Origin of the sequence: Corynebacterium argentoratense (assembly GCF_021491455.1) — a bacterium.
Lineage (GTDB): Bacteria > Actinomycetota > Actinomycetes > Mycobacteriales > Mycobacteriaceae > Corynebacterium > Corynebacterium argentoratense_A.
Map to the genome: position 1 here is coordinate 51003 of NZ_JAKETN010000006.1, position 22222 is coordinate 73224.

The following is a 22222-nucleotide window of genomic DNA, read 5'->3' on the forward strand; positions in this document are numbered from 1 at the left end:
CAGCTGATTTAAGCTACTGGCCATGCCCCTTTTCGCTTCCTGCCCCACGATCACCGCAGAGACGATGACCATAGGCCTCCTTGGCCTCATCCTCTCCGCCCCAGCTTGGTGGTTTTTCGGCAAGGGAGTCGCCCGCCTGGTTACCTTCATCCGTTCAGGCGCGAAAGAAAACACAATTAATGACGTCGCGGAGCTCACCGCGGTAAGCAGGCTCAACCAGCCAGGCCGACGGCTGGCCACCCTCATCAAAGAGGTGGCACTGCACACCGAACTCGCCCGCAAGCCACTGGTCGCCGCAGCCCACTGGCTGGTGATGGTCGGATTCCTCCTCGGTTCCTTCGTGTGGTTCGAGGCCTATATCCAAACCTTCAACCCCGCGGGTGGATGGCCACTCATCGGCCGCACCGCCGCGTACCATGTGGTCGACGAGTTCCTGGGCGTCGGCACAGTGCTCGGCATCGTTGTGTTGATGGTCATTCGCAGGCTCAACCGCCGCCGCTTCTATGGCTCCAACGAACGCGCAGCACTGTTCGTCGAACTGGTCGTCCTGCTCGAAGGCGTCGGGATGATCCTCGTCAAAGCAGGCAAAATCTCCACCTACCCGCTGCTCAACCACGCCGACTGGACCTCCCCTGTCTCCGGATTCATCGCACAGTGGCTACCCGCCAACGCCACCATGGTCAGCGCCTTCGCACTGCTCAAACTACTCACCGGCATGGTGTGGCTCTACATCGTCGGCCAACAACTATCCTGGGGTATCGCCTGGCACAGATTCCTCGCATTCTTCAACATTTTCTACCAGCGCAACCCCGACGGCGCGCCCGCGCTAGGCAAACTGCCCACCCCCAACCTTGACGCGGCGTCATCAACCGGCGAAGACACCCCACCCGGAGTCGGCACCGTCGGCCACATGCCGTGGAAAATGCTGCTCGACGCCGCCACCTGCACCGAATGCGGCCGCTGCCAAGAACAATGCCCCGCATGGAACACCGGCAAGCCACTGAGCCCCAAACTGTTCGTCCGCGACCTCCGCGACGCCGCCCTCGACGGCCCCGCCTACCTCACCCTCGTCGACAACGTCATCGAACCCGACGTTCTGTGGTCCTGCACCAACTGCGGCGCCTGCGTCGAACAATGCCCCGTCGACATCGAGCACATCGACCACGTCGCAAACCTCCGCCGCTACCAAGTACTCGGCGCCTCCGACTTCCCCAGCGAACTCACCAGCCTGTTCAAAAACGTCGAAACCAAAGGCAACCCCTGGGGACGCAACGCCAGCGAACGCATGGACTGGATCGACGCCGCCCGCCGCGACGGCATCGAGGTACCACTCGCCCACGAAGTCGACGACTTCGAATACCTCTTCTGGGTCGGCTGCGCCGGCACCTACGACGACAATGCCCGCGCAACCACCCGCGCCACCGTCGAACTGCTGCACACAGCCGGCGTGAAATTCGCCGTCCTCGGCAGCGGCGAAACCTGCACCGGCGACCCCGTACGCCGCGCAGGCAACGAATTCCTGTTCCAAATGCTGGCGCAAGAAAACGTCAACACCCTAAACAACGCCTTCGGCAACAATGACGCCGCGGAAGATGCGACGTCATCACGCGCACAGCGCAAAATCATCACCACCTGCGCGCACTGCTTCAACACCCTCCGCAACGAATACCCCGACTTCGGCGGACACTTCGATGTATTCCATCACACCCAACTGCTTAACCGCCTGGTCCGCGAAGGGCTGCTGAAGCCGATCCCCCGGACGGCAAGCGACCGCAAGCCGATCACGTACCACGACCCATGCTTCCTCGGCCGACACAACAAGGTGTTCGACCCACCTCGCGAACTGCTGGAATCCATCGCCGGCGGGCCAGCCGGGCTGGTCGAAATGGACCGCAACCGCAACAATGGCTTCTGCTGCGGTGCCGGTGGTGCGCGCATGTTCATGGAAGAAAAACTCGGCACACGCATCGCCGACAATCGCGCAGAAGAAGCCCGCTCAACCGGCGCCGGCGAAGTTGCCGTCGGCTGCCCCTTCTGCAACACCATGCTCGGCGGAGGCATTAAGGCGACAGCTGCCGCTGGTGAAGACGCCGCCGATGCACCCCAGGTGCGGGACGTTGCCGTGATGCTACGCGACTCAATCATGGTCGACGGCGCGCTTCCCGCACCCCGCGCGAAAGCGTTCCTCGGGACACCGGTTCGGCGACAGCGCATCGAAACTGCAGGTAACGAATCTGCAGTCGCTGAAAAGCCTGCCGCGTCAGTGGATTCTAAGAAGCCTGCCGCCCCAGCGACGCCTGTCCCACCTGCTCCGCCAGCGCCCGCTGCACCAGCACCCGGCGGCGCCGTCCCCAAGCCAGGCGCATCCGTGCCGAAACCTGGCTCGTCAATACCAAAACCGGGCAGCAGTGTCCCCCGCCCCGGCGGCGCCGTCCCCAAGCCAGGTGCATCCGTGCCGAAACCGGGCTCGTCAGTACCAAAACCGGGCAGCAGTGTCCCCCGCCCCGGCGGCGCCGTCCCCAAGCCCGGCGCATCAGTGCCGAAACCAGGCGCATCAGTGCCGAAGCCCGCAGCACCCGCACCCGGCAGTGCCGCCCCCAAGCCCGGCAGCAGTGTCCCCCGCCCCGGCGGCGCCGTCCCCAAGCCAGGTGCATCCGTGCCGAAACCGGGCTCGTCAGTACCAAAACCAGGCAGCAGTGTCCCCCGCCCCGGCGGCGCCGTGCCCCGCCCGGGCTCTGACGCAGACTCCTAAGTGCACTGAAATGGGCAAATTACACCCTTCGTCGAGTGTTTTGCCTGGTCGTTTCTCCCAAAGTCGCATATTTGCCCATTTCGGTGCACGGCGTCGTCTTCACTGCGCTGCTCCCACCAACCCGCCCTGCAGAGCCCTACACCGACCGCCGCCTATTACGCAGTACAGAAAACCGGCAGATTTCCCTTTCCCACTAAATTGACCTGCGGAAAGGTCCCGTAAACTCTAAATCTGCTGGTTTTTTGTACTTCTCACATCAAATCCGCCCTCAACACCGCCCGCCACCAACACACCCCACTAACTAGAGGTGCTCCTTATATACTGTGCTAATGAGTAACTCGCAGCACAGGCCCCGACGTATTTTTGACCAGTCGGAAAAGATGAAGGACGTTCTCTACGAGATTCGCGGCCCGGTGTCTGCGGAAGCGGAACGCCTTGAGCTGGACGGACACCGTATTTTGAAGCTGAACACCGGCAATCCGGCGCTCTTCGGTTTCGAGGCGCCGGATGTGATCATGCGCGACATGATCGCCGCGCTTCCAACCTCACAGGGCTACACCACTTCGAAGGGCATCATCCCTGCTCGCCGCGCGATCGTGACGCGCTACGAGGTTATTGAGGGTTTCCCTTACTTCGACGTCAATGATGTTTTCTTGGGCAATGGCGTGTCTGAGCTGATCAGTATGGTCACTCAGGCGTTGCTCAATGACGGCGACGAGGTATTGATCCCCATGCCGGATTATCCTCTCTGGACTGCGGCAACGTCTCTGGCTGGCGGTAAGCCGGTGCACTACTTGTGCGATGAGGAGGATGATTGGAATCCTTCCATCGAGGATATCCGCGCGAAGGTGACGGACAAGACTAAGGCGATTGTTGTGATCAACCCGAACAATCCGACGGGTGCGGTGTATTCCCGCAAGGTGTTGGAGGAGATCGCCCAGGTTGCGCGCGAAAACGATCTACTGATTCTCGCTGATGAGATTTACGATCGGATCTTGTACGACGGTGCCGAGCACATTTCGATGGCCCAGGTTGCTCCCGACATGCTGTGCATTACGTTTAATGGTTTGTCGAAGGCGTATCGTGTGGCGGGTTACCGCGCGGGGTGGATGATTTTGACGGGACCGAAGCATTATGCGGCTGGCTTTATTGAGGGCCTCGAGCTGCTGGCCGGTACTCGCTTGTGTCCGAATTCTCCTGCTCAGCACGCTATTCAGGTGGCTTTGGGTGGGCGTCAGTCTATCTATGATCTCACGTGCGAGGGCGGCCGCCTCCTCGAGCAGCGCAATGTTGCGTACGAGAAGCTCAACGAGATCCCGGGTATTAGCTGCACTAAGCCGATGGGCGCAATGTATTGTTTCCCGAAGATCGACCGCAATGTTTATGACATTCATGACGACGCCCAGTTCATGCTTGATCTCCTGCGCGCGGAGAAGATTCTGATGGTTCAAGGGACGGGTTTTAACTGGCCGGAGCCGGATCATTTCCGTGTGGTGACGTTGCCGTGGGCGAAGGATCTGGAGAACGCGATCGATCGGATCGGTAACTTCTTGGCCAGCTACAAGCAGTAGTGGGCTGTTGGGGACGGTAGGCTACCTGTTTATGGGTCGTCATCATAAGCCTTCGGGTTCTGCCGCTTCTGATTCTTCTGTCGCACGCACGCCTGCTTCTTCGGGTAATGACGCCGCGTCGGGTTCTGGTTGGCGTCCGCGTGCGCGTGCCACTGGTAGGGATTATCGTGAGCCGTTCACTGTGGTGCAGTGGGTGTTGTCGATTTTCTTGATGCTTGGTGCGGTGGCGACTGTCGTTGGCTTGGTTGTGTTGTGGCCGGCGAGCAGTGAGCCGCGTGTGGCGCCGGAGTTTTCCGCGACGTCACCGCTGCCGAAGAATCAGGTGTCGGGCGAGGTTGTTATCCGTGACCAGGGTGCGTGTCATACGCCATCGGTGGGGAGGGTGTTTGATTCGGCTCCGGTGACTCCTTTGTCGACCCAGGAGGCGCAGTGTGAGCGTGCGATTGTGCAGATTGATTCTGGGCAGAATGCGGGCAAGCGCACCTTGTTGTTGATTGGGGAGCATCCGGGAGATCCTCAGCTGAAGGAGGGGGAGAAGGTCCGTTTGGCGGAGCAGGAGTCTGCTGATGGCCAGGTGGGCTACACGTTTACGGATTATCAGCGTGGGCATAAGTTGCTGGGTTGGGGGATTGCGACGGCGTTAGCGATTGTGCTGGTTGGTGCGTGGCGGGGTGCTCGGTCGTTGGTTGGTTTGGCGATCACGTTTGGTGCGGTTGGGGTGTTTTTGATCCCTGCGTTGTTGCATGGCGGTCCGCCGTTGGCGTTGGCTGTTGTGTGCGGCTCTGCGGTGTTGTACCTGGTGTTGTATTTGGTGCATGGGTTTAGTTGGAAGACGTCAGCGGCGTTGGCTGGCACTGTGATTTCGTTGGTGTTGGCGGCGGTATTGGCGCATCTTGCGATTGGCCAGAATCAGTTGCGCGGCTTGGGCAATGAGGACAATCTGCTGATTCAGTTGTATTTGCCGGATGTGACGGTCACGGGGCTGATGTTGTGTGGGTTCATTATTGGCGCGTTGGGTGTGCTTAATGACGTCACGATTGCGCAGGCGTCGACGGTCAATGAGCTGGCGGACATTGAGCCGGATGCGAATCCGTGGCGGTTGTTTGCTGGTGCGATGAAGGTGGGGCGTGACCATATTGCGTCGATGGTGTACACGTTGGTGTTGTCGTACACGGGTGCGGCGTTGCCTTTGTTGTTGCTGTTGAGTGTCGCGGATCGTCCGTTTGGTGAGGTGTTGACGTCTGATGTGATGGCGACGGAGTTGTTGCGTTCTGCGATTGGTGCGTTGGCGTTGGCGTTGGCGGTGCCGATTACGACTGCGATCGCGGCGTTTAGTGTGGTTGGTCAGCGTCGGCTGGATGCGGCGGCGGCGCAAGGGATGAAGCTGCCTTAAAACAGCGCAAAGGTGGGGGACAGAGCTGGTAGAGTGCGGGTCCCGCGACCACCGTCGAAGGAGGCCACCACATGCTTCGCAGCTCTTTCGGCCTGCAGCTGGCATCACTAGCCTTACCGAGTGGCCTACTTCTACGGGCCCAAAGAGCTACTGGATACCGACACATTCATCGGGTTGCTCATCATCGCAGCCAGTTTCTACACGGCTAGCAGACTGCTCAGCAGAAGCAGCACCCCACCATGGGTCAGCTGGGTGCTACTCCCCCTTGCTATCGGCGCAGCCTACGCAGGCGGGCACATCATACGCATCGAATACATCAACCCCGATGGACCAATGATCTTTCCTATCGGGCGCATTGGGATCCCGCTCAGCGTCGGGTTACTTCTTGGCGCCCTTGTCCTCACGTGGGACCAGCTCTATACGTTTCGCCCTAAGGCCTGATAGTCCCAGCCGGCAGCCTGCCACGCGGCAGAATCCAGCACATTGCGCCCGTCCAGCATCACCTTCGAACGCACCCGCTCCCCCACCTCAACGGGGTCGAGGTCGATGAACTCCTGCCATTCGGTAGCCAACACCACCACGTCTGCGCCTTGCACGGCGTCCGCGCAACTGTCCGCGTAGCGAAGTGTCGGATACACCGCTGCAGCATTGGCCATCGCCTGTGGGTCGTACACAGTGGTCGCTGCACCACCCAGCGACAGCGCTCCAGCCACCGCCAGCGCGGGCGAATCACGAACATCATCACTATTGGGCTTGAAGGCCGCACCCAGCACCGTCACGCACGCGCCTAGCAGACTGCCTCCGCAGGCTTTGCGCACCAACTGCACCATGCGTTCACGCCGACGCAGGTTAATCGCGTCAACCTCCCGCAAAAACGTCAGCGCCTCATTAACGCCGAGCTCCCCCGCCCGCGCCATGAACGCACGAATATCCTTCGGCAGACACCCACCGCCAAAGCCCAAACCGGCGCCCAGGAACTTCCGCCCGATGCGTTCGTCGTAGCCGATGGCATCAGCCAAAGCCACCACGTCGGCGCCTGTGCGCTCGCAAATCTCTGACACCGCATTGATGAAGGAAATCTTGGTCGCCAAAAAAGCATTAGCCGATACCTTGACCAATTCGGCCGTCGCCAAGTCGGTTTCGATAAATGGCGTACCTGCGGCAATGGGCGCCGCATAGATCTCACGCGCCAGCCCCACCACGTCCACCGACGGGTTGTCGCGAACCCCCAGAACAATACGGTCGGGGGAAATCGTGTCCCTCACCGCGTAGCCCTCGCGCAGGAACTCCGGGTTCCACGCAATCTCCACCCCACTGTTCCGTTGCAAACGCTCCGCCGTCCCCACCGGCACCGTGGACTTGCCCAACAACACATGCCCTGGTCCCGCAGCCTGGGATAACGCATCCACCGCCGTATCGACGTAGCGCACATCTGCGGCATAGCTACGCGAGCGCTGCGGCGTGCCGACGCCAAGGAAATGTACCTTCGCGAACCCCGCGGCGTCATCAATACTTGTACTAAAACGCAACCTTCCGGCTCTAATGTTTCGCTGCAGCACCTCCTGCAGCCCCGGTTCGAAAAAGGGAACGCGGCCGGCGCTCAGTGCCTCGATTTTCGCGGCGTCAACGTCAACGCCCATCACCTCGTGGCCCAACTCCGCCATGCACGCAGCATGCGTCGCCCCCAAGTACCCAGTACCAATCACCGACATACGCATCAGGGGGCCACCTCCACAGAATCAACAAACTCACGCGCGACCGACGCCGCCGACTGCTTACCCACACCCACATTACGGTCATTCATCTGCGTCAGCGCCTCAGTTGTCACATGGGTGTTGACGTCGCGGATCACCGACGCCACACCGACGCTCACGCTGCGGGCACGCATGACCGGCAGCACGTTTTGGGGCAGCACCATGCCCTTCGGGTCGTCCAACTGGACCAGGCCTTGGGTGGGCGTGGTCGTGTAAATGTCAGCAACGTCCGCGGTGCCCTCATTCAGGGCCGCGATGGTCAGGGGGCCACCGCCGTCAGAAATCGGCACAAGGTCCACCCCTACCCCGTAGAGCTCCTGCAAACCGGACGGTCCATAGGGGCGCTTCGACAACTCCGGGTTGCCGGCCAAGCGCAAATGCACGGGCACATCAGCCAAGTCAGCCAACGAGGCCACGTTGTGGCGCTGCGCAAAATCTTCCGTCACCCAAAAAGCATCCTTCGACTGAGCAGGGGCAGTCTCACCAGCAACAATGCCCTCCGGCAACACCCCACGCAACGTGCCCAGCACCTGCTCCTCGGAAGCACCCGGGTCAAGCTCTGCGCCAAAAAACTGTGCCAGATTACCCGAATACTCCGGCACAATATCCACGCTGCCCTCCTGCAGGGCAGCCATGTAGACCTCGCGGGAACCAATACCGGACTTCACCTGCACCTCGTAGCCCGCGTCCTCCAACGCCGCGGCCCACACCTGGCCGATGATCTCCGACTCCGGGAAGTTAGCCGTGCCAATCACCACCGGGCCACCCGGCGTACCCCCGCCCGCCCCTTCAGAGGCGAAAGGATCGTGGCTTACGCAGCCCGCTAGCACCCCCAGCGACAAAACGGCGCCGACCACAACACCCACTACAGACTGCACAGACTTCATCACTACCATTTCCTAAACCTTCCGCCCCTTCAACACAAGCGCAAACAAACCATCAACCACCAGCGCTAACACCGTCACCATGACGGCACCTTTGAGCATCAGCGGGTAATCGCGCAGCGCCATCCCATCCAACAAGTACCTGCCCAAACCACCAAGGCCCACGTATGCGGCGATGGTCGCGGTTGCAATAACCTGCAACGCACACGATCGGATGCCGCCCAGAATCGTCGGCAATGCCAACGGCAATTCCACCGACCACACCACCTGGCGAGTATTTAGACCCATAGCCACCGCGGCGTCAACAATCGGGCGCGGAATCGACGCCACTCCCGACTGCGCCGCTGCCAACACCGGCGGAACCGCCAGCACCACCAGCACGATCGTCGACGGCACCAAAGGCATACGCACACCCAAGGGCAACGCGAGGGCCAGCCACGTCAGCAAACCCAACGTCGGTAATGCGCGCAGCACCCCAGAGGCCGCCAGCATCACATTGCGGCCCCGACCCGAGTGCCCAATCGCCACGCCAAGCGGCAAACCGATCAGCACCGCAAAGCCGACGGCCAGCGCAGAGTACCCGACGTGCTGGCCCAACACGTGCAGCTCATTGCCCCACTCTATACCCACGGCAAACACACCTTCCCCACCGCGATGAGCACGGCGTCAAACACCGCAGCTAGCACGGCCGTCAGCACGACACCCACGATGATCTCCACCGGATAATCACGCGCAAACCCGTCGGTAAACAGCGTCCCTAAGCTGGTCACGCCAATCAGGGCGCCCACGCTGACCAAACTGATCGTGCTGGCGCTCACCACCCGCAGGCCTGCCAACAGCACCGGCCCGGCCAACGGCAGCTCCACCATCAGCACACGCTTCCACAGCGGATACCCCACGGCGATCGCCGCTTCCACCGGCTGCCGCGCCAAGCCAGCAAACGCATCCACGGCGGTGCGCAGCATCAGCGCAACACCGTACAGGCTCAGCGCAATCATCACGTTGTAGGGCGACAGCACAGACGTGCCTACGACCAGCGGCAGCACGACAAACAGCGCCAGCGAAGGGATCGCGTACAACACCCCCGATGACTCCGCGACCACCTTACGCAGCCACGTATTCCGCGCACCCAACCAGCCCAGTGGCACTGCTACCAGCGCAGACACCACCACCGGCGGCCATGACAGCGCCGCGTGTTGCCACAGTAGATGCGCCAGGTAGTGCAACTGTTCGATGCTTAGACCCATATCAAGCGTCTCCCTGGAGGAAAGCTGTCACGCGCCCGTGTCTATCAATAATGACGTCGCGACCGTCCCTGTGCTGCACAGACACGACGCGGTCCTGCACGCCGACGAAGTCCGCTACAAAGTCATTGGCTGGTTGTGTGATCAGTTCTTCTGCGGTTCCGGCTTGCTCGATGCGCCCCCTCTGGCCGAGCAGGACGATCTGGTCCCCTAGTAAAAAGGCTTCTTCAATATCGTGCGTGACCATCACGATGGTTTTGTTCAGGCGGCGCTTCAAATCCAGCACCTGGTTGTGCAGGTCCCGGCGCACCAGCGGATCAATGGCGCTGAAGGGTTCGTCCATGATCATGGTTGCTGGGTCGTCGGCCAGAGCGCGTGCAATCCCGACGCGTTGAGCTTGCCCGCCTGACAGTTCCCTCGGGTAGCGCTTCGCCAGCGCCCTATCCAGACCGAGGTCATCCATCAGTTCGAAGGCCCGCTCCCGACACTGAGCTTTGGGCACTTTATTCAGGCGGGGCACTGTACAAATGTTGTCGAGCACGGTTCGGTGCGGCATCAGGCCGGCATCCTGCATCACGTAGCCGATCCGCCTGCGCAGCCGCACCGGATCTTCCTCCGCACTATCCGCGCCGTCAATAAGCACCCGGCCAGACGTGGGCGTCACCATCCGGTTGATCATCCGCACCAAGGTGGTTTTGCCCGACCCAGAGCTGCCGACGAACACCGTTGTCTGGCCGCGGGGAATCTGGAAAGAGAAATCCTCGACGGCGGGAGCCGCAGCCCCCGGATACTTCTTAGATACGTGCTCGAAAACAATCATCGGAAATTCAAATACGCCTTTGACGGAGTCGGGCCGCGCTGCCCCTGGTACTTAGAGCCCAAGCTACCCGCACCGTACGGAGTTTCTGCGGGGCTGGACATGCCGAACAATGCCAGCTGGCCAACCTTCATCCCCGGCCACAGCGTGATCGGCAGGTTCGCCACATTCGACAACTCCAAGGTGATGTGGCCAGAAAAACCGGGGTCGATAAAGCCTGCGGTGGAGTGCGTCAGCAAACCCAACCGCCCCAAAGAGGACTTGCCTTCCAGGCGACCCGCGAGATTAGCCGGCAGAGTGAACTTTTCTAGCGTCGCACCCAAAACAAACTCGCCCGGGTGCAGCACGAAAGGCTCATCCTCTGCAACCTCGACCAGGGTGGTTAGCTCATCCTGCTGCAGCTTCGGATCAATGTGGGTGTAACGAGAGTTATTGAACACCCGGAAGAAACGATCCATCCGCACGTCAATGCTGGACGGTTGGATGAGCGCGGCGTCAAAAGGTTCAATAACCAGGTCGCCGGCGTCAATAGTGGCACGAATATCACGATCAGAAAGAAGCACGTCCACCAGTCTAACCAACCAACCCCTGGTAATGTGGCCTGCGATGTTAGAAACACTGCTGCTCGCCGCACCGGATACGGGAAGTTTCGGCTTGAGCGATATCCTGTATTACTTCAAACACGTCGACGAGATGCTCATCGCACTCGGCCCTTACGTACTGGGCATCACCTGCCTGATCGTCTTCATTGAATCAGGTGTGCTGTTTCCCTTCCTCCCCGGCGACTCCCTCATTTTCACCGCGGGTCTGCTGCACGACAAGCTCGGCCTGAACCTGTGGGTGTTGATGTTCAGCGTGTTCTTCTGCGCGCTGGCGGGTGACCACGTTGGTTATTTCCTTGGCCGTCGCTTTGGTCGCAAGCTGTTTAAGGACGACGCGCGCGTGCTTAAAACCGAGCACCTGCGTTCCGCCGAGGCCTTCTTCGAGAAGTACGGCGGTGCGGCGCTGGTCATAGCGCGTTTCGTGCCGATCGTGCGCACCTACACCCCCCTGGCTGCAGGCATCGCTAAATTCCACTACCCCCGCTACCTGCGCTGGGATCTGCTCGGCGTCTCCCTGTGGGGCCTGGGGCTGACCTTCCTTGGTTCTCGCCTTGGTGGCATCGACTGGATCACCAACAACATCGAGGTGTTGGCGATGGTCATCATCTTTGTGTCGTTGCTGCCGGCGATAATCAAGGGCCTCCAGGGTTACATGAAGAAACGCCGTGCAGTGGCCGCCGCAGCAGCTACTGCAGAAGTTCCCGAACAACAGTAGACACGCGCTTGCCGTCAGCCCGGCCGGCAACTAACTGTTGGGCTTGTTTCATCACGGCCCCCATCTGTTTCATGGTGGGGGCCGCACCGGTGTCTGCTTCGACTGCGGCGATCGCTTGCTTGATGACGTCGCGGAGCTCGGCGTCATCAAGCTGTGCGGGAAGGAATTCTTCCAGCACCTTTGCCTCGGCTAGTTCGGCGTCGGCTAGTTCCTGGCGGCCGGCATCGGTGTAAATCTGCGCTGATTCGTGGCGTTTTTTCGCCTCGCGTGCCACCAGTTTGAGGAATTGTTCCTTGTTAATATCATGCTTGGAGCCGGAGGTTTCTTCGACGATCACTGCGGCTAGCAGCATGCGCAGTGTTCCGGTGCGTACTTTGTCACCGTTTTTCATGGATTCGGCGATGTCGGCCTGGAGTGTGTTTTTGATTTCGCTCATGGGCTGATCATATCGATTGTGTGGCTGCCCGTGGGATACTGTGCTGCGTGAATCTTTTCGCTAAGCGCCCGAGTTGGCTTGTTATTGCGGTGTTTGTCCTTGGTTTGGGGGCGCTGTTTTCTTTAGTGTCCGGCAGTGAGTCATCGTCGGCGCCCCAGCAGCTGCCAGCGGATTCGCAGTCTTACCGGGCCACAGAGCTTGCTCAGGGCTTTCCCGGCGGTGATACTCTGCCGGCGATCCTTGTGTTCCATTCAGCTCGCGGCCCCTTGAGTCCCGAGCAGATTGGTGCCCTTCAGTCGGTTCCGGGACGGGCTGCTTCGGCTGTGGACGGCGCCCAGGCTGTGTCGCCAGTCATCCCGGTGAATGACACCACTGCGCAGGCAACTCTGACGCTTCCCGGGGAGCTCAGTGGCTTCGGCGTGAGCGATGCCGTCAAAGCTTTACGCACCTCTATTAATGACGCCGCGATCCCCGGTGTCGACGCATATGTCACCGGCCCTGCGGGTTTCGCCGCTGATACTGCCGCCGTATTCGATGGCGCCAATTTCGCCCTGCTCGGCGTGACCGCCCTGGTGGTGGCGGTGTTGTTGATCGCCACCTACCGCTCTCCCATCCTCTGGCTTGTGCCGCTTACCGTCACGGCACTGGCTGATCGGGCTGCCGCGCTGGTTACCGGCAGCATTTCGGAGGCCACCGGCTGGTTCGCCTCTGACGGCTCCACTGCGGGCATCACCAGCGTCCTGGTGTTTGGTGCCGGAACCAACTACGCACTGTTGCTTGTCAGCCGCTACCGCGAAGAGCTGCTCACCAACGACGACAGTCATCACGCTCTGCACCGCGCCTGGCGGGCAACTCTGCCGGCGATTATTTCTTCTAACCTCACCGTTGTCCTGGCGCTCCAAACACTCTGGTTCGCCAGCGTTCCTGCGTTCCGCAGCCTAGGTGCCTCGGCGAGCATTGGCCTGCTCATCGCACTGCTGTTTGCACTCACCCTCCTCCCCGCAGCACTGAACGTGTGCGGTCGTGGCCTGTTTTGGCCCAAAGTCCCCCGCGTCGGACACACAAACAACCGCACCAGTGGCTTCGAGAGCATCGCCCGCGGCGTCAACAAACGCCCACATCAAGTACTCACAGCGCTAACGGTCCTGCTGCTCGGACTCGGATTTGGCATCAGCGGCACACGCATTGGCCTCGAACCCGAGGAGCAATTCCGCTCCACCTCCGAAGCCGTCAACGCCGCCGCGCTACTGGACGCCTCCAGCCCCATCGATGTCTACGCACCCACCGGGGACATGCCCGCCACCCTTGATGCCATCCGCGGCATACCCGGCGCGCAACTACTCGGAGAACCCGTCGCAAACACGGACGGCACCTGGAAAAAGGCGACACTCACGGTCGACACTGCCGACACAACACCCACCGCCACCGTGGAGGACATTCGCGACAACGCGCCCCGCGGCGTCATTGTTGGTGGCCAAGCGGCGCAAATTATTGACGCCAAAGCAGGCACGCTGCACGACATGAAGGTGATCATTCCGCTGATCTTCCTCGCTGTGCTGCTCGTCCTTGTTGTGCTGCTGCGTGCCCTGGTGGCGCCGGTGATCCTGCTGCTTGCGGCCGCCCTGTCAACGTGGGCAGCCATCGGCACCGGCACCTTCATCTCCACCCACATCTTCGGCTTCCCGGGAATGGACTTAAGCGCGCCGCTGTACTCCATCCTGTTCCTCATTGCGCTCGGCATCGACTACACCGTCTTCCTGGTGCTGCGCGCCCAAGAAGAGGCCCACGAATACGGCACGAAGGAGGGAATGGTTCGGGCTGTCGGCGTGACCGGTGGGGTGATCACCAGCGCTGGCATCGTGCTGGCCGCAGTGTTCGCGGCGCTCGGGGTGCTGCCGCTGATCACCCTGACGCAGGTGGGTATCTTGGTCGGGTTCGGCATTGTGTTGGACACGTTTGTGGTGCGCACCCTGGTGATTCCCGCGCTGTTTGCGATCCTCCGGGACGCTATGTGGTGGCCGCGTAGACAGCAGGAGCCTTGAGCCATGCGCACAACACACATCCTCCGCGGCGTCATTAGTCTGCTCATCCTCGCAACCGTCGCCACCGGCGCAGTACTCAAGTTCACCGCCAACGACATGCTGGACTACGCCCCCGAATTCAGCAACCTCTACTGGCCACTACTCGGGCTCGGCACCGGAGTGCTATTGCCGTGCCCACATTCTTGCCCACATTAATTGATGCATCGTTTTGCACCCTGACCTGCAACGTAAGGGATTATAGAAACAATTGAACCCCTCTAAAACTGCAGTTCTAGAGGGGTTTGGAGCCGATGACGGGAATCGAACCCGCGCCGCCTGCTTGGGAAGCAGGAGTTCTACCATTGAACTACATCGGCAAATCCGTAACTACAAACGCTCGGACAAAAAGACGATACCCCGCCCGCAGTGATTTTTTCAAACACCGCAGGCAGGTTGCGCATCACCCCTAAAGGTTAATAGCAGGGTGCAGACGCTTCATCGTCCACATGCGGTCCCTCCTAGCACAAAGTGCAGTGAGGAACAACGCCAACCCAGTAATCACGGCCACGGCAAACAAAGCTTGAGCCAAGCGGTGATCAACGTTGCCGTACATCAATTGCCTGAAACCATTAACCGAGTAGGTCATTGGGTTAATCGGGTGCAGCCAGGCAAAGATCTTTGGCTCTGTCTCCACCGGGTAGAGGCCACCAGATGCCAGGATCTGGAACATCAACAGTGACATCGCGGCAACCTTGCCTGGTCCTGGGCCAAGCGCGACGTTAAGCATCTGGTTAACTGCAGTGAACATAATGGACACGGCCATAGCGAACAACAGTAATCCGATGGGGTACTTCGGATCCATCCCGACGCCGAAAATGGTCACCGCCACCACGACGGTTGCCTGCAGAATCGAAATGAGGCCTGCGGGGAAAAGACCGTCCAGTGTCGCACGCAAGGGGGCCACACCGCTGGCGACAGCACGGTTCTGCATGGGACGGAGCAACAAGAAGATGATGATGCCGCCGATGAACAGCGCCAGGGAGAAGAAGAAGGGGGCCAGGCCGCCACCGAAGGTGTTGTTTCCGGCTTCGTTAGTTTGCTGCAGAGCGACAGGTCCTCCGAGGACGCTTGCGGTGTGTTCGCGTTGCGCGGTGCTCCACTGCGGTACGGCTTCGGATCCTTCCCGCAGCTTGGTGGACAGGGTGCCTGCACCGTCGTCGAGTTTCTTGGCGCCTTCGTCTAGCTTGCGCAAACCACCAGACAGTTTGGTTGCTGCTTCCGCGAGCGGAACAGTGCCCTCTGCCTTCAGTTTGTCTGCGCCTTGGGCTAGCTGGTGGGCACCGTCATTGAGTTGAGTGATGCCTGATTGCAGCTCGCCAAGCTTGCCTGGGAGCTGCCCTGTGCCGGAATGCAATTGATCGAAACCGCTGCGAAATGGTGCGTTCGGGTCTGACAGCTGGTAGGCCAGTTGGCTTGTCCCACCCGCCAGTTGGTTGATTTGCTGGGTTGCGGGAGCGTTGGCGCCAAGGCCTTGCGTGTCGAGCTGGTAGGCCAGTTGGTCGAGCTGTCGCACTGCGTCTGCGGTGCCGGCGACTCCGCGCAGCTGGTTGGCCAGCTGGCGTACCTGTGCCGATGCATTTGTCTGGGTCGCGGTGACCTGGTCAAGCTGGGTCTTCAGCTGTTGGACACCGTTGTTGATCTGCGTTGCGCCAGCACCGAGTTCATCAACGCCGCCACTGAGCTGGTCAACGCCGGTAGTGAGTTGCTGGAGTTTCACGGTGGCGCTATCGACGCCATCAGCGAGGGTTTGTGTGCCATCGGCGAGTTTGTGCGCGCCGGCGCCGAGTTCACCGAGTTTTTCGTCTACGGTTCCTGCGCCGGTGGCGAGTTTGTCTGCGCCGGCGGTCGCGGTGTCGAGCCCCTGGGACAGTTCGCCTGCGCCTTCGGCGAGTTTCCCTGCACCATCGGCAGCCTGGGTTAGGCCTGTGCCGGCACTCTGAATTCCAACGAGTACCTTGTCAATAGCTTGGCTACCGATTTCTTCTGAGATCACCGGCAGCATGGTGCGCATGACGTTCTCACCGATCATCGTGGAAAGATAGCCGTTGGTGTCGTTGTAGGTGGTTTTGATGACGGCTTGGCGGGGTTCGTCGCCTGCCGGCGAGGCTACTGCTTCGGAGAAATCGGGGGTCAGCTCGACAACGAAGTAGTATTTGCCGTCTTTAACTCCGTCCAGCGCGTCCTGTTTGGAGACGAAGTCGAAGTGGATTTCGTCTTTGCCTTTGAGGTTGTCGACAATCTGGTCACCTGCGTTGAGTTTTTCGCCCTTGACGACGGTGCCTTTGTCTTCGTTGACGAAGGCGATGGGCAGTTTGTTGACGTTGCCGAAGGGGTTCCAGAAAGCCCAGAGGTACAGCGCGGAGTACAGCAGGGGCATGAGGATGATCGCGGCGATGGCGATGCGTCCGAGCTTTGTGCGGCCGAAGCGTTTGAGTTCGGTCCCTAGGTTAAATCCGGAGATCATTTCTTTCCCTTAAGGTGCTCGAGGCCGTGTTCTTCTGGTTGTAGGTGTGCGGCGTCTGTGAATAGTTCGATTTCGGTGGCGTCGCCGGCGATGTCTGGTGGTAGTGGGTTGACGGCGTTGACTACTACGGGGATTTTTTGCGCGAGTTGGTTAAGGATGCTGATGAGTACCAGGCGGTCTTCTGTTTCGTGGACTTGGTCGAGGTCATCCATGATCAGCATGCCGATTTCGCTGTGGTTGGCGGGGTGCAGGGCGAGCGCCAGGCGGATGAGGATTCGGTCGAGCCCGCAGGTTTGGCTGACGTATGCGTCGAGTGGCGGCAGGCTTCGGGTTCCGAATACGGGGCTGCAGATTTCTTCGTAGTAATCCTGTGTTGCGCGTTTCCGCAGGGAGATCCATGGGCGCGACCAGGCCCTGTGTTCGCCGAGGACTGTGCTGATTTTGACGTCGCGGTCCAGCTGGTCGATGTCTTCGACTCCGGCGATTGCCACGTGTTTTCGGATTTCGCTGGGTTTTGTGTGTCCGAGTACTTCGAGGGTGCCGGTTTTGGGTTTCATGCGACCAGAGATGGTCAGTGCTAGTGCGGTTCGTCCGCTGCCTCCTCGTCCGGACAGGACGGTGAGCCCTTCGCCGGGGATTTCTACGTCGAGTGGCCCGTAGACGGGGCCTTGGTCGCCGACGACGGAGATGCCGTGTGCGGTGACTGCGGGCGGGACATCGGTGGGTGTGCGCCCGTGTGTTCGTGTGCTGTTGGCGGCGGACGGCCCGTGTCCGGTTGTTGTTTGCATGGATCCCTACTCTACAGAAGTGGAGGGTCTTCTTCCACTTATTTCGTTTATTGCCACTGAACTGTATAAATATTACTCACAACACTGTCCTATCTAGGTTTGCTTTAGGGGTGTTGCTATCGATGTTCGTCCTGTTTCGGAGGCATACTGGCCGGATGAAAGAAAACCTGACCCCGAACTGGTTTGCCAGCGTGATGGGCACCGGTATCGTGGCGAATGCCGCGGCCGCCCTCCCGACAGACAACGCAGCGTTGCGTGCTTTTAGCGTGGTGGTGTGGTTGGCGGCGAGCGCGTGGCTGGTCGTTCTGTGCGTTCTGACGGCCTTGCACTGGCTTCAGCATCGCGACGTCGCCCGCTCCCACCACCTCAACCCCGTGATGGCGCACTTTTATGGCGCTCCGGCTATGGCGTTTTTGACTGTCGGCGCTGGCACGTTGACGGTGGGCGAAGCCTTCCTTGGGCATACTGCCGTGATTATTGACGTCGTGTTGTGGTCTGTGGGCACCGCGTTCGGCGTCTTCACTGCGGTGTTGATTCCTTTCCTCACCTTCACCAGGTACGAGATGAACGCTGACAGCGCATTTGCTGGCTGGTTAATGCCTGTGGTCCCGCCAATGGTCTCCTCTGCCACGGGCGCGCTATTGGTTCCGCATGTGGGTAGCGCGGCGACGATTTTGTTGTTTGCTTGCTACGCGATGTTCGGGCTCAGCTTGTTTGCGTCCATCGTGATCATCACGATCGTGTGGAACAAGCTGGCCCACCACAAGGTCGGCGCAGCCGGCGCGATCCCAACACTGTGGATCATCTTGGGCCCCCTGGGCCAGTCGATCACCGCAACGAACAACCTGGCGAACCAGGTGCATTACACCTATCTCAGTGACACCGTAGCGAAGGCCTTCGAGGCTTTCGCCCTCGTCTACGGCCTGCCGACGTTAGGCTTTGCGCTGCTGTGGGCATGCATCGCGGCGTCAGTAACTATTAAGACTGCGCTCGAGGGGCTTTCGTTTAGTTTGACCTGGTGGTCGTTCACCTTCCCGGTGGGCACATGCGTCACAGGGATTACGGGCCTAGCGCTCCACACGGGATCGGCCACGTTGTTGGTCATGGCCTACGCCAGCTATGCGGGTTTGGTGTCAGCGTGGCTGTTGGTTGCCGTGCGCACCTTCAGGTTCACCTACGCCCAGCGTTCCAGCCGCCTGTAAGTTTTTAGCTCACGCACTTCACGATGGGGGCGGGGTCGTACTTGGTCGTCGTGGTGGTGCGTGAAATTTCGCGCCCATCAAGACCTGTCACAACGCGGGTGTCGGTGGTAGTAAAGCCCGGCGTCCCAGACGATGGGCTGCAGTCCGGCCCGTGCACTTCGACGGTATTCGGCTGGGTCGGGTTGGTCCGCGCGCCGGGGATCGACTGAACATTAACGCTCTTGGTGCCAACCAGGCTCACGGTGACCGTGCTGTTATTAGCCGAAGTCCGGATGATCACCGGATTGGGGGTGTTGTTCTTAAACTGCAGGTCAATCCCACCCTCGTACACGGTTGCTTCGCGACCCGCCGGATAGCGCGAGATGTAGTAGCTGTGCGGAGTGTGCGCGACGTCATCCATCCCTGCAAAGTACGCAGCGTTGTAGAGGGTGGTTGCGAACTGGCTGATCCCACCGCCGACGGCCTTGTCGGCGCGGCCGTTGAGGATAATACCGGACTCCACAAACCCTTGGGCGGTACCCCGCGGCCCCGTGTATCCGTTGAGGCTGAACGTCTCGCCCGGCGCGACGACCGCCCCGTCCACCATTTGGGCAACCCGGCGAATGTTGACGCCTGAAGCGGAGGTGAAGCCACCGGTGGTGAATTCTCCGACGGTGTCGTTGAAGGTGGCTTTTTCGGCCATTTCGGTGGTGTATGTTGCGGGTTCGTCGGTGTAGGTGACGTCGAATTCTCGCGGTGCGTCCCCGATGATGTGGTTGGGGAGGTCCTCGAGGTTCCATTCAATTTTGACGCCGTCGCTGCTGGGGATGACGGTGGGTTTGCCGCTGACGAGTTTGAAGGTGGCGTTTTTCAGGGGCCGTTCGCTGGGGGCGAGGCCTTCCATGAGGATGTCGCGGGCGCGTTCGGCGTCGAGGTCGGCGCGCAGTTGGCCGCCTTCGGGGATGAAGTGCAGTATTTCCTGCATGCGGTCGGGGGTGATGACGCCTTGGGCGTCGCGGCCTTTGGCGATGACGTCGCTGCTGGTTGCTTTGTCTGCGATGGGTTGCGCTGCGGCGAGGGCGTCGGCGCCGATTTCTGGCAGGTCGACGATTGCGTCGATTGTGACGGGGGCGAGCCAGCCGCGTTGGAGTTTGTCAGCGAGTTCGTCTTGGTCTACGTGTTGGCCGTCAACTGGTTGGGTGGGGCCGGTGGCGAGGTCGAGTGCTGCGTTGGTTGGGGCGGCGGTCAGTTGTTGTGCGAGTTGGGTGACTGCGCGGTTGAAGGTGGCGGTGTTGACGACGCTGACGACCCCCACCTCGTGGGTGTTAAACAAGCTGCTAATGCGCGCTACGGGGTTGAGGCGTGGGGTTCCTGCGCGCTCGATTGTTGCGGGAAGGTCGAGGCTCAGTCCTGACGCCGCGGGGTTGAACTCTGCGGTTAGGTTTCCGGCTGTGACGGTAATGGGGGCGCTGGTGGGTAGTTGTTCTTGGAGGGTTTTTTCGGCTTGGGGTTTGCTCATCCCACCGATGTTGACCCCGGCGACCGTGGTGCCACGGGGTACGCGGTCTTTCATGACGGCGACGTCAATGCCCCATGCGGCGGCCCCGACGATGCCGATGCCGAGCAGGACGCTCAGTGTGTAGACCTTCCAACGCTTCACAGGAATTTACCTTAGTGAGCTGCAGGAATTAAGTCCAACGTCTGCTTGGGCGCGGGTGGCTTTGTCGCGGAGTTGTTGCGCGGTGATTTCGCCGCGGTCGACAGCATCGGTGAGCGCTTGCGCTGCGGCCGGAAGTTGACTGGAGTCAATCCATAACGCGACGTCAGCACCCGCAATGATGGCTTGTGCTGCGGCTTCTGGCAGGGGGAGGCGTTCGGAGATTGCGCGCATGCCGGATAGGTCATCGGTGTAGATGGTGCCGGTAAACGGTGGCCCGCCGTAGTTTCCGCTGCGCAGGAGTTCGTAGGCGGCGGGGTTTATTGTTGCCGGCTGGTCGCCGAGCCCTGGGACATCGAGGTGGCCGACCATGATGGCGGGTTGGCAGTGTTGGAGGATGGTGGCGTAGGGGGTGAGGTCTTCGCGCAGCAGGGCGTCTAGGGGTGGGGTGGTGACGTCGCCGGTGTGACTGTCGCCGCTAGCGTGACCGTGTCCAGGGAAGTGTTTGAGTACGGGTTGGACTCCAGCGTCGGAGAGACCTTGGGCGAAGGCGGCGCCGTAGGTGGCGGCGATGGTGGGGTTGTCGGAGAAGCTGCGGTCGCCGATGGCTCCGTTGGGCTCTCCTGCGTCGAGGTCTAAGACGGGGGCGAAGTCGACGTTGATGCCGGCGTTGTGCAGGCGGGTGCCTAGGTCGTAGGCGGTGTTTTGGACTTGTTGCGGGGTCATGGTGGCTGCCATAACTCGCGACGAGGGAAGGTTGCCGAACAGCGCTGGTTGGCGCACGACCCGTCCACCTTCGGCATCGATGCTGACTTTGAATGGCCGGCCGATGACTTCTTTGAGTTGCGGGAGTTGTTGAATGAGCACTGGGTCGGTCCAGGAACCGATGAAGATGCCTGCGGCGCCTTGGTTGAGCACGTTGAGTGCGTCGTCGTAGTTGTTGACGCCGACCATCAGCACGCCTGCGGCTTCGTAAGTACTTATGTCCGCGACCGGCGGTGCGGCCGTGGCGTGTGTGCTGTGTGTGGCGGCGGGCTGATTGTCCTGGGGCGATAGGCTCAGTGTGATGGGTGTGGCGACGAGGGCGGCTGCCGCGATGCCGATAGCTGCACGTAGCGCGTTGTGCTGTGTAGTGTTGCGCATGCCGACCTCCTTTCGAACTGAGTCTAGTTTAGGGTGGTAGGCAGCAAGTTTGTGTTGTCGTTAAAGGAGTGTGCTGTGGCTACTACGATGCTTGTCGCTTTTGATGGGTCGGATGAGGCCCGGCATGCCGTTGAGTATGCTGCGCGTTTGTTGACGCCGCGTCATGTGTTCATTTTGACCGCGTGGGAGCCGTTGCATCGTCAGGCGGCGAAGGCTGCTGGTGCGACGGGTTTGCATCAGGTGTCGTGGAATGCGGTTGATGAGATGGAGGATCCTGCGCGGGCGGAGGCTTTATCTGTGTGCCGCGAGGGGGTGGAGTTGGCTGAGTCTTTGGGCCTTACTGCGGAGGCGCATTTGGTTGAGTCGACGACGGCTATTTGGTCTGCGATTGTTGACGCCGCGGATCAGTTGCGGCCCGATGTGATTGTGTCGGGTACGCGCGCGGTGACGGGTTTGAAGTCTTTGTGGCAGTCGAGCACTGCGGACAACGTTATTAATAATGCGGGTTTGCCTGTGTTTATTGTGCCGCCGCTGGACTGATAGGGTGTTGTGTTGTGAGAGTAATTTTGGCGAGCGCAGTGGTTGGTGCTGCTGCGGCGGTGGCGTTGGTGTTCGGTGTTGCTTCGGTGGCGTCGGACAATTCTTTGCCTGATGATCGCCCGATTGCTAACGAGGATGCGCTTCTTGGGAGTGCCGAGTACGGCAGCCGTCAATAGGCTGCCGCTGAAACTTGCGGTGCC

21 protein-coding genes and 1 tRNA gene are annotated in these 22222 nt (G+C 60.5%); 10 read left to right on the forward strand and 12 right to left on the reverse strand.

The window, feature by feature from the left end; all coding sequences use genetic code 11:
• The first annotated feature begins 22 nt into the window (after positions 1-22).
• The 4 genes from L1C91_RS08395 to L1C91_RS08410 all read left to right on the forward strand — a co-directional run bounded on the left by L1C91_RS08395 (position 23) and on the right by L1C91_RS08410 (position 6157).
• Positions 23-2752: a (Fe-S)-binding protein gene (locus L1C91_RS08395; RefSeq protein ID WP_234858870.1), complete on the forward strand. Its 2730-nt coding sequence runs from the start codon at positions 23-25 to the stop codon at positions 2750-2752.
• A gap of 329 nt (positions 2753-3081) precedes the next feature.
• Positions 3082-4323, forward strand: a complete 1242-nt coding sequence (locus L1C91_RS08400) for a pyridoxal phosphate-dependent aminotransferase (RefSeq protein ID WP_234858871.1) — start codon at positions 3082-3084, stop codon at positions 4321-4323.
• 31 nt (positions 4324-4354) lie between these two features.
• Entirely contained in the window at positions 4355-5716 is a 1362-nt protein-coding gene (locus L1C91_RS08405) for a YibE/F family protein (protein ID WP_234858872.1), read from the forward strand.
• Positions 5717-5836: 120 nt separating this feature from the next.
• Positions 5837-6157 carry a hypothetical protein gene (locus L1C91_RS08410; protein ID WP_234858873.1) on the forward strand — a complete coding sequence of 107 codons (321 nt, stop codon included), beginning with the start codon at positions 5837-5839 and terminating at the stop codon, positions 6155-6157.
• Here L1C91_RS08410 and L1C91_RS08415 read toward each other — a convergent pair.
• From L1C91_RS08415 to dcd, 6 genes are read right to left on the reverse strand one after another with little or no spacing between them, the layout of a single operon-like run.
• Positions 6133-7434 (reverse strand): UDP-glucose dehydrogenase family protein, encoded by a 1302-nt coding sequence (locus L1C91_RS08415; RefSeq protein ID WP_234858874.1) that lies wholly within the window; start codon positions 7432-7434, stop codon positions 6133-6135. The genes L1C91_RS08410 and L1C91_RS08415 overlap by 25 nt on opposite strands.
• Positions 7434-8366 (reverse strand): ABC transporter substrate-binding protein, encoded by a 933-nt coding sequence (locus tag L1C91_RS08420; RefSeq protein ID WP_234858875.1) that lies wholly within the window; start codon positions 8364-8366, stop codon positions 7434-7436. The genes L1C91_RS08415 and L1C91_RS08420 overlap by 1 nt, the downstream gene beginning before the upstream one ends.
• Before the next feature lie 3 nt (positions 8367-8369).
• Positions 8370-8984, reverse strand: coding sequence for an ABC transporter permease (locus tag L1C91_RS08425; RefSeq protein ID WP_234858876.1), 615 nt, complete (start codon positions 8982-8984; stop codon positions 8370-8372).
• Positions 8975-9601, reverse strand: a complete 627-nt coding sequence (locus tag L1C91_RS08430) for an ABC transporter permease (RefSeq protein ID WP_234858877.1) — start codon at positions 9599-9601, stop codon at positions 8975-8977. Before L1C91_RS08430 ends, L1C91_RS08425 begins: the two co-directional genes overlap by 10 nt.
• 1 nt (position 9602) lies before the next feature.
• Positions 9603-10418 carry an ABC transporter ATP-binding protein gene (locus tag L1C91_RS08435; RefSeq protein ID WP_234858878.1) on the reverse strand — a complete coding sequence of 272 codons (816 nt, stop codon included), beginning with the start codon at positions 10416-10418 and terminating at the stop codon, positions 9603-9605.
• Entirely contained in the window at positions 10415-10978 is a 564-nt protein-coding gene (gene dcd / locus L1C91_RS08440; RefSeq protein ID WP_046204486.1) for a dCTP deaminase, read from the reverse strand. The genes L1C91_RS08435 and dcd overlap by 4 nt, the downstream gene beginning before the upstream one ends.
• 43 nt (positions 10979-11021) lie before the next feature.
• Between dcd and L1C91_RS08445 the strand changes: the two genes are divergently transcribed.
• Positions 11022-11732, forward strand: a complete 711-nt coding sequence (locus L1C91_RS08445) for a DedA family protein (RefSeq protein ID WP_234858879.1) — start codon at positions 11022-11024, stop codon at positions 11730-11732.
• Here L1C91_RS08445 and L1C91_RS08450 read toward each other — a convergent pair.
• Complete coding sequence (locus L1C91_RS08450) at positions 11704-12168, reverse strand: GatB/YqeY domain-containing protein (RefSeq protein WP_234858880.1); 465 nt, start codon at positions 12166-12168, stop codon at positions 11704-11706. The two genes, L1C91_RS08445 and L1C91_RS08450, sit on opposite strands and share 29 nt — an antisense overlap.
• Positions 12169-12215: 47 nt before the next feature.
• Between L1C91_RS08450 and L1C91_RS08455 the strand changes: the two genes are divergently transcribed.
• On the forward strand, positions 12216-14210 hold the full coding sequence (locus L1C91_RS08455; protein WP_234858881.1) for an MMPL family transporter: 1995 nt from the start codon (positions 12216-12218) through the stop codon (positions 14208-14210).
• 3 nt (positions 14211-14213) lie between these two features.
• Complete coding sequence (locus L1C91_RS08460; protein ID WP_234858882.1) at positions 14214-14405, forward strand: hypothetical protein; 192 nt, start codon at positions 14214-14216, stop codon at positions 14403-14405.
• Positions 14406-14492: 87 nt separating this feature from the next.
• Here L1C91_RS08460 and L1C91_RS08465 read toward each other — a convergent pair.
• From L1C91_RS08465 to L1C91_RS08475, 3 genes are all read right to left on the reverse strand, one after another.
• Positions 14493-14566, reverse strand: a tRNA-Gly gene (locus L1C91_RS08465).
• 89 nt (positions 14567-14655) lie between these two features.
• On the reverse strand, positions 14656-16713 hold the full coding sequence (locus tag L1C91_RS08470) for a YhgE/Pip domain-containing protein (protein ID WP_234858883.1): 2058 nt from the start codon (positions 16711-16713) through the stop codon (positions 14656-14658).
• A complete protein-coding gene (locus L1C91_RS08475) occupies positions 16710-17501 on the reverse strand; it encodes a hypothetical protein (RefSeq protein WP_234858884.1) in 792 nt (263 codons plus the stop codon). Before L1C91_RS08475 ends, L1C91_RS08470 begins: the two co-directional genes overlap by 4 nt.
• A 155-nt stretch (positions 17502-17656) precedes the next feature.
• Here L1C91_RS08475 and L1C91_RS08480 point away from each other — a divergent pair, with 155 nt between their 5' ends.
• Positions 17657-18703, forward strand: a complete 1047-nt coding sequence (locus tag L1C91_RS08480; RefSeq protein ID WP_234858885.1) for a TDT family transporter — start codon at positions 17657-17659, stop codon at positions 18701-18703.
• A gap of 4 nt (positions 18704-18707) precedes the next feature.
• On the opposite strand, the gene L1C91_RS08485 is transcribed toward L1C91_RS08480, so the two are convergent.
• A complete protein-coding gene (locus tag L1C91_RS08485; RefSeq protein ID WP_442872272.1) occupies positions 18708-20348 on the reverse strand; it encodes a VanW family protein in 1641 nt (546 codons plus the stop codon).
• Positions 20349-21482, reverse strand: a complete 1134-nt coding sequence (locus L1C91_RS08490) for a glycoside hydrolase family 3 N-terminal domain-containing protein (RefSeq protein ID WP_234858886.1) — start codon at positions 21480-21482, stop codon at positions 20349-20351.
• Between the two features lie 87 nt (positions 21483-21569).
• Between L1C91_RS08490 and L1C91_RS08495 the strand changes: the two genes are divergently transcribed.
• Both L1C91_RS08495 and L1C91_RS08500 read left to right on the forward strand, forming a co-directional pair.
• Entirely contained in the window at positions 21570-22022 is a 453-nt protein-coding gene (locus L1C91_RS08495) for a universal stress protein (protein WP_041747831.1), read from the forward strand.
• A gap of 14 nt (positions 22023-22036) precedes the next feature.
• Positions 22037-22198, forward strand: coding sequence for a DUF2613 family protein (locus L1C91_RS08500; protein WP_160291997.1), 162 nt, complete (start codon positions 22037-22039; stop codon positions 22196-22198).
• Positions 22199-22222 lie beyond the last annotated feature (24 nt).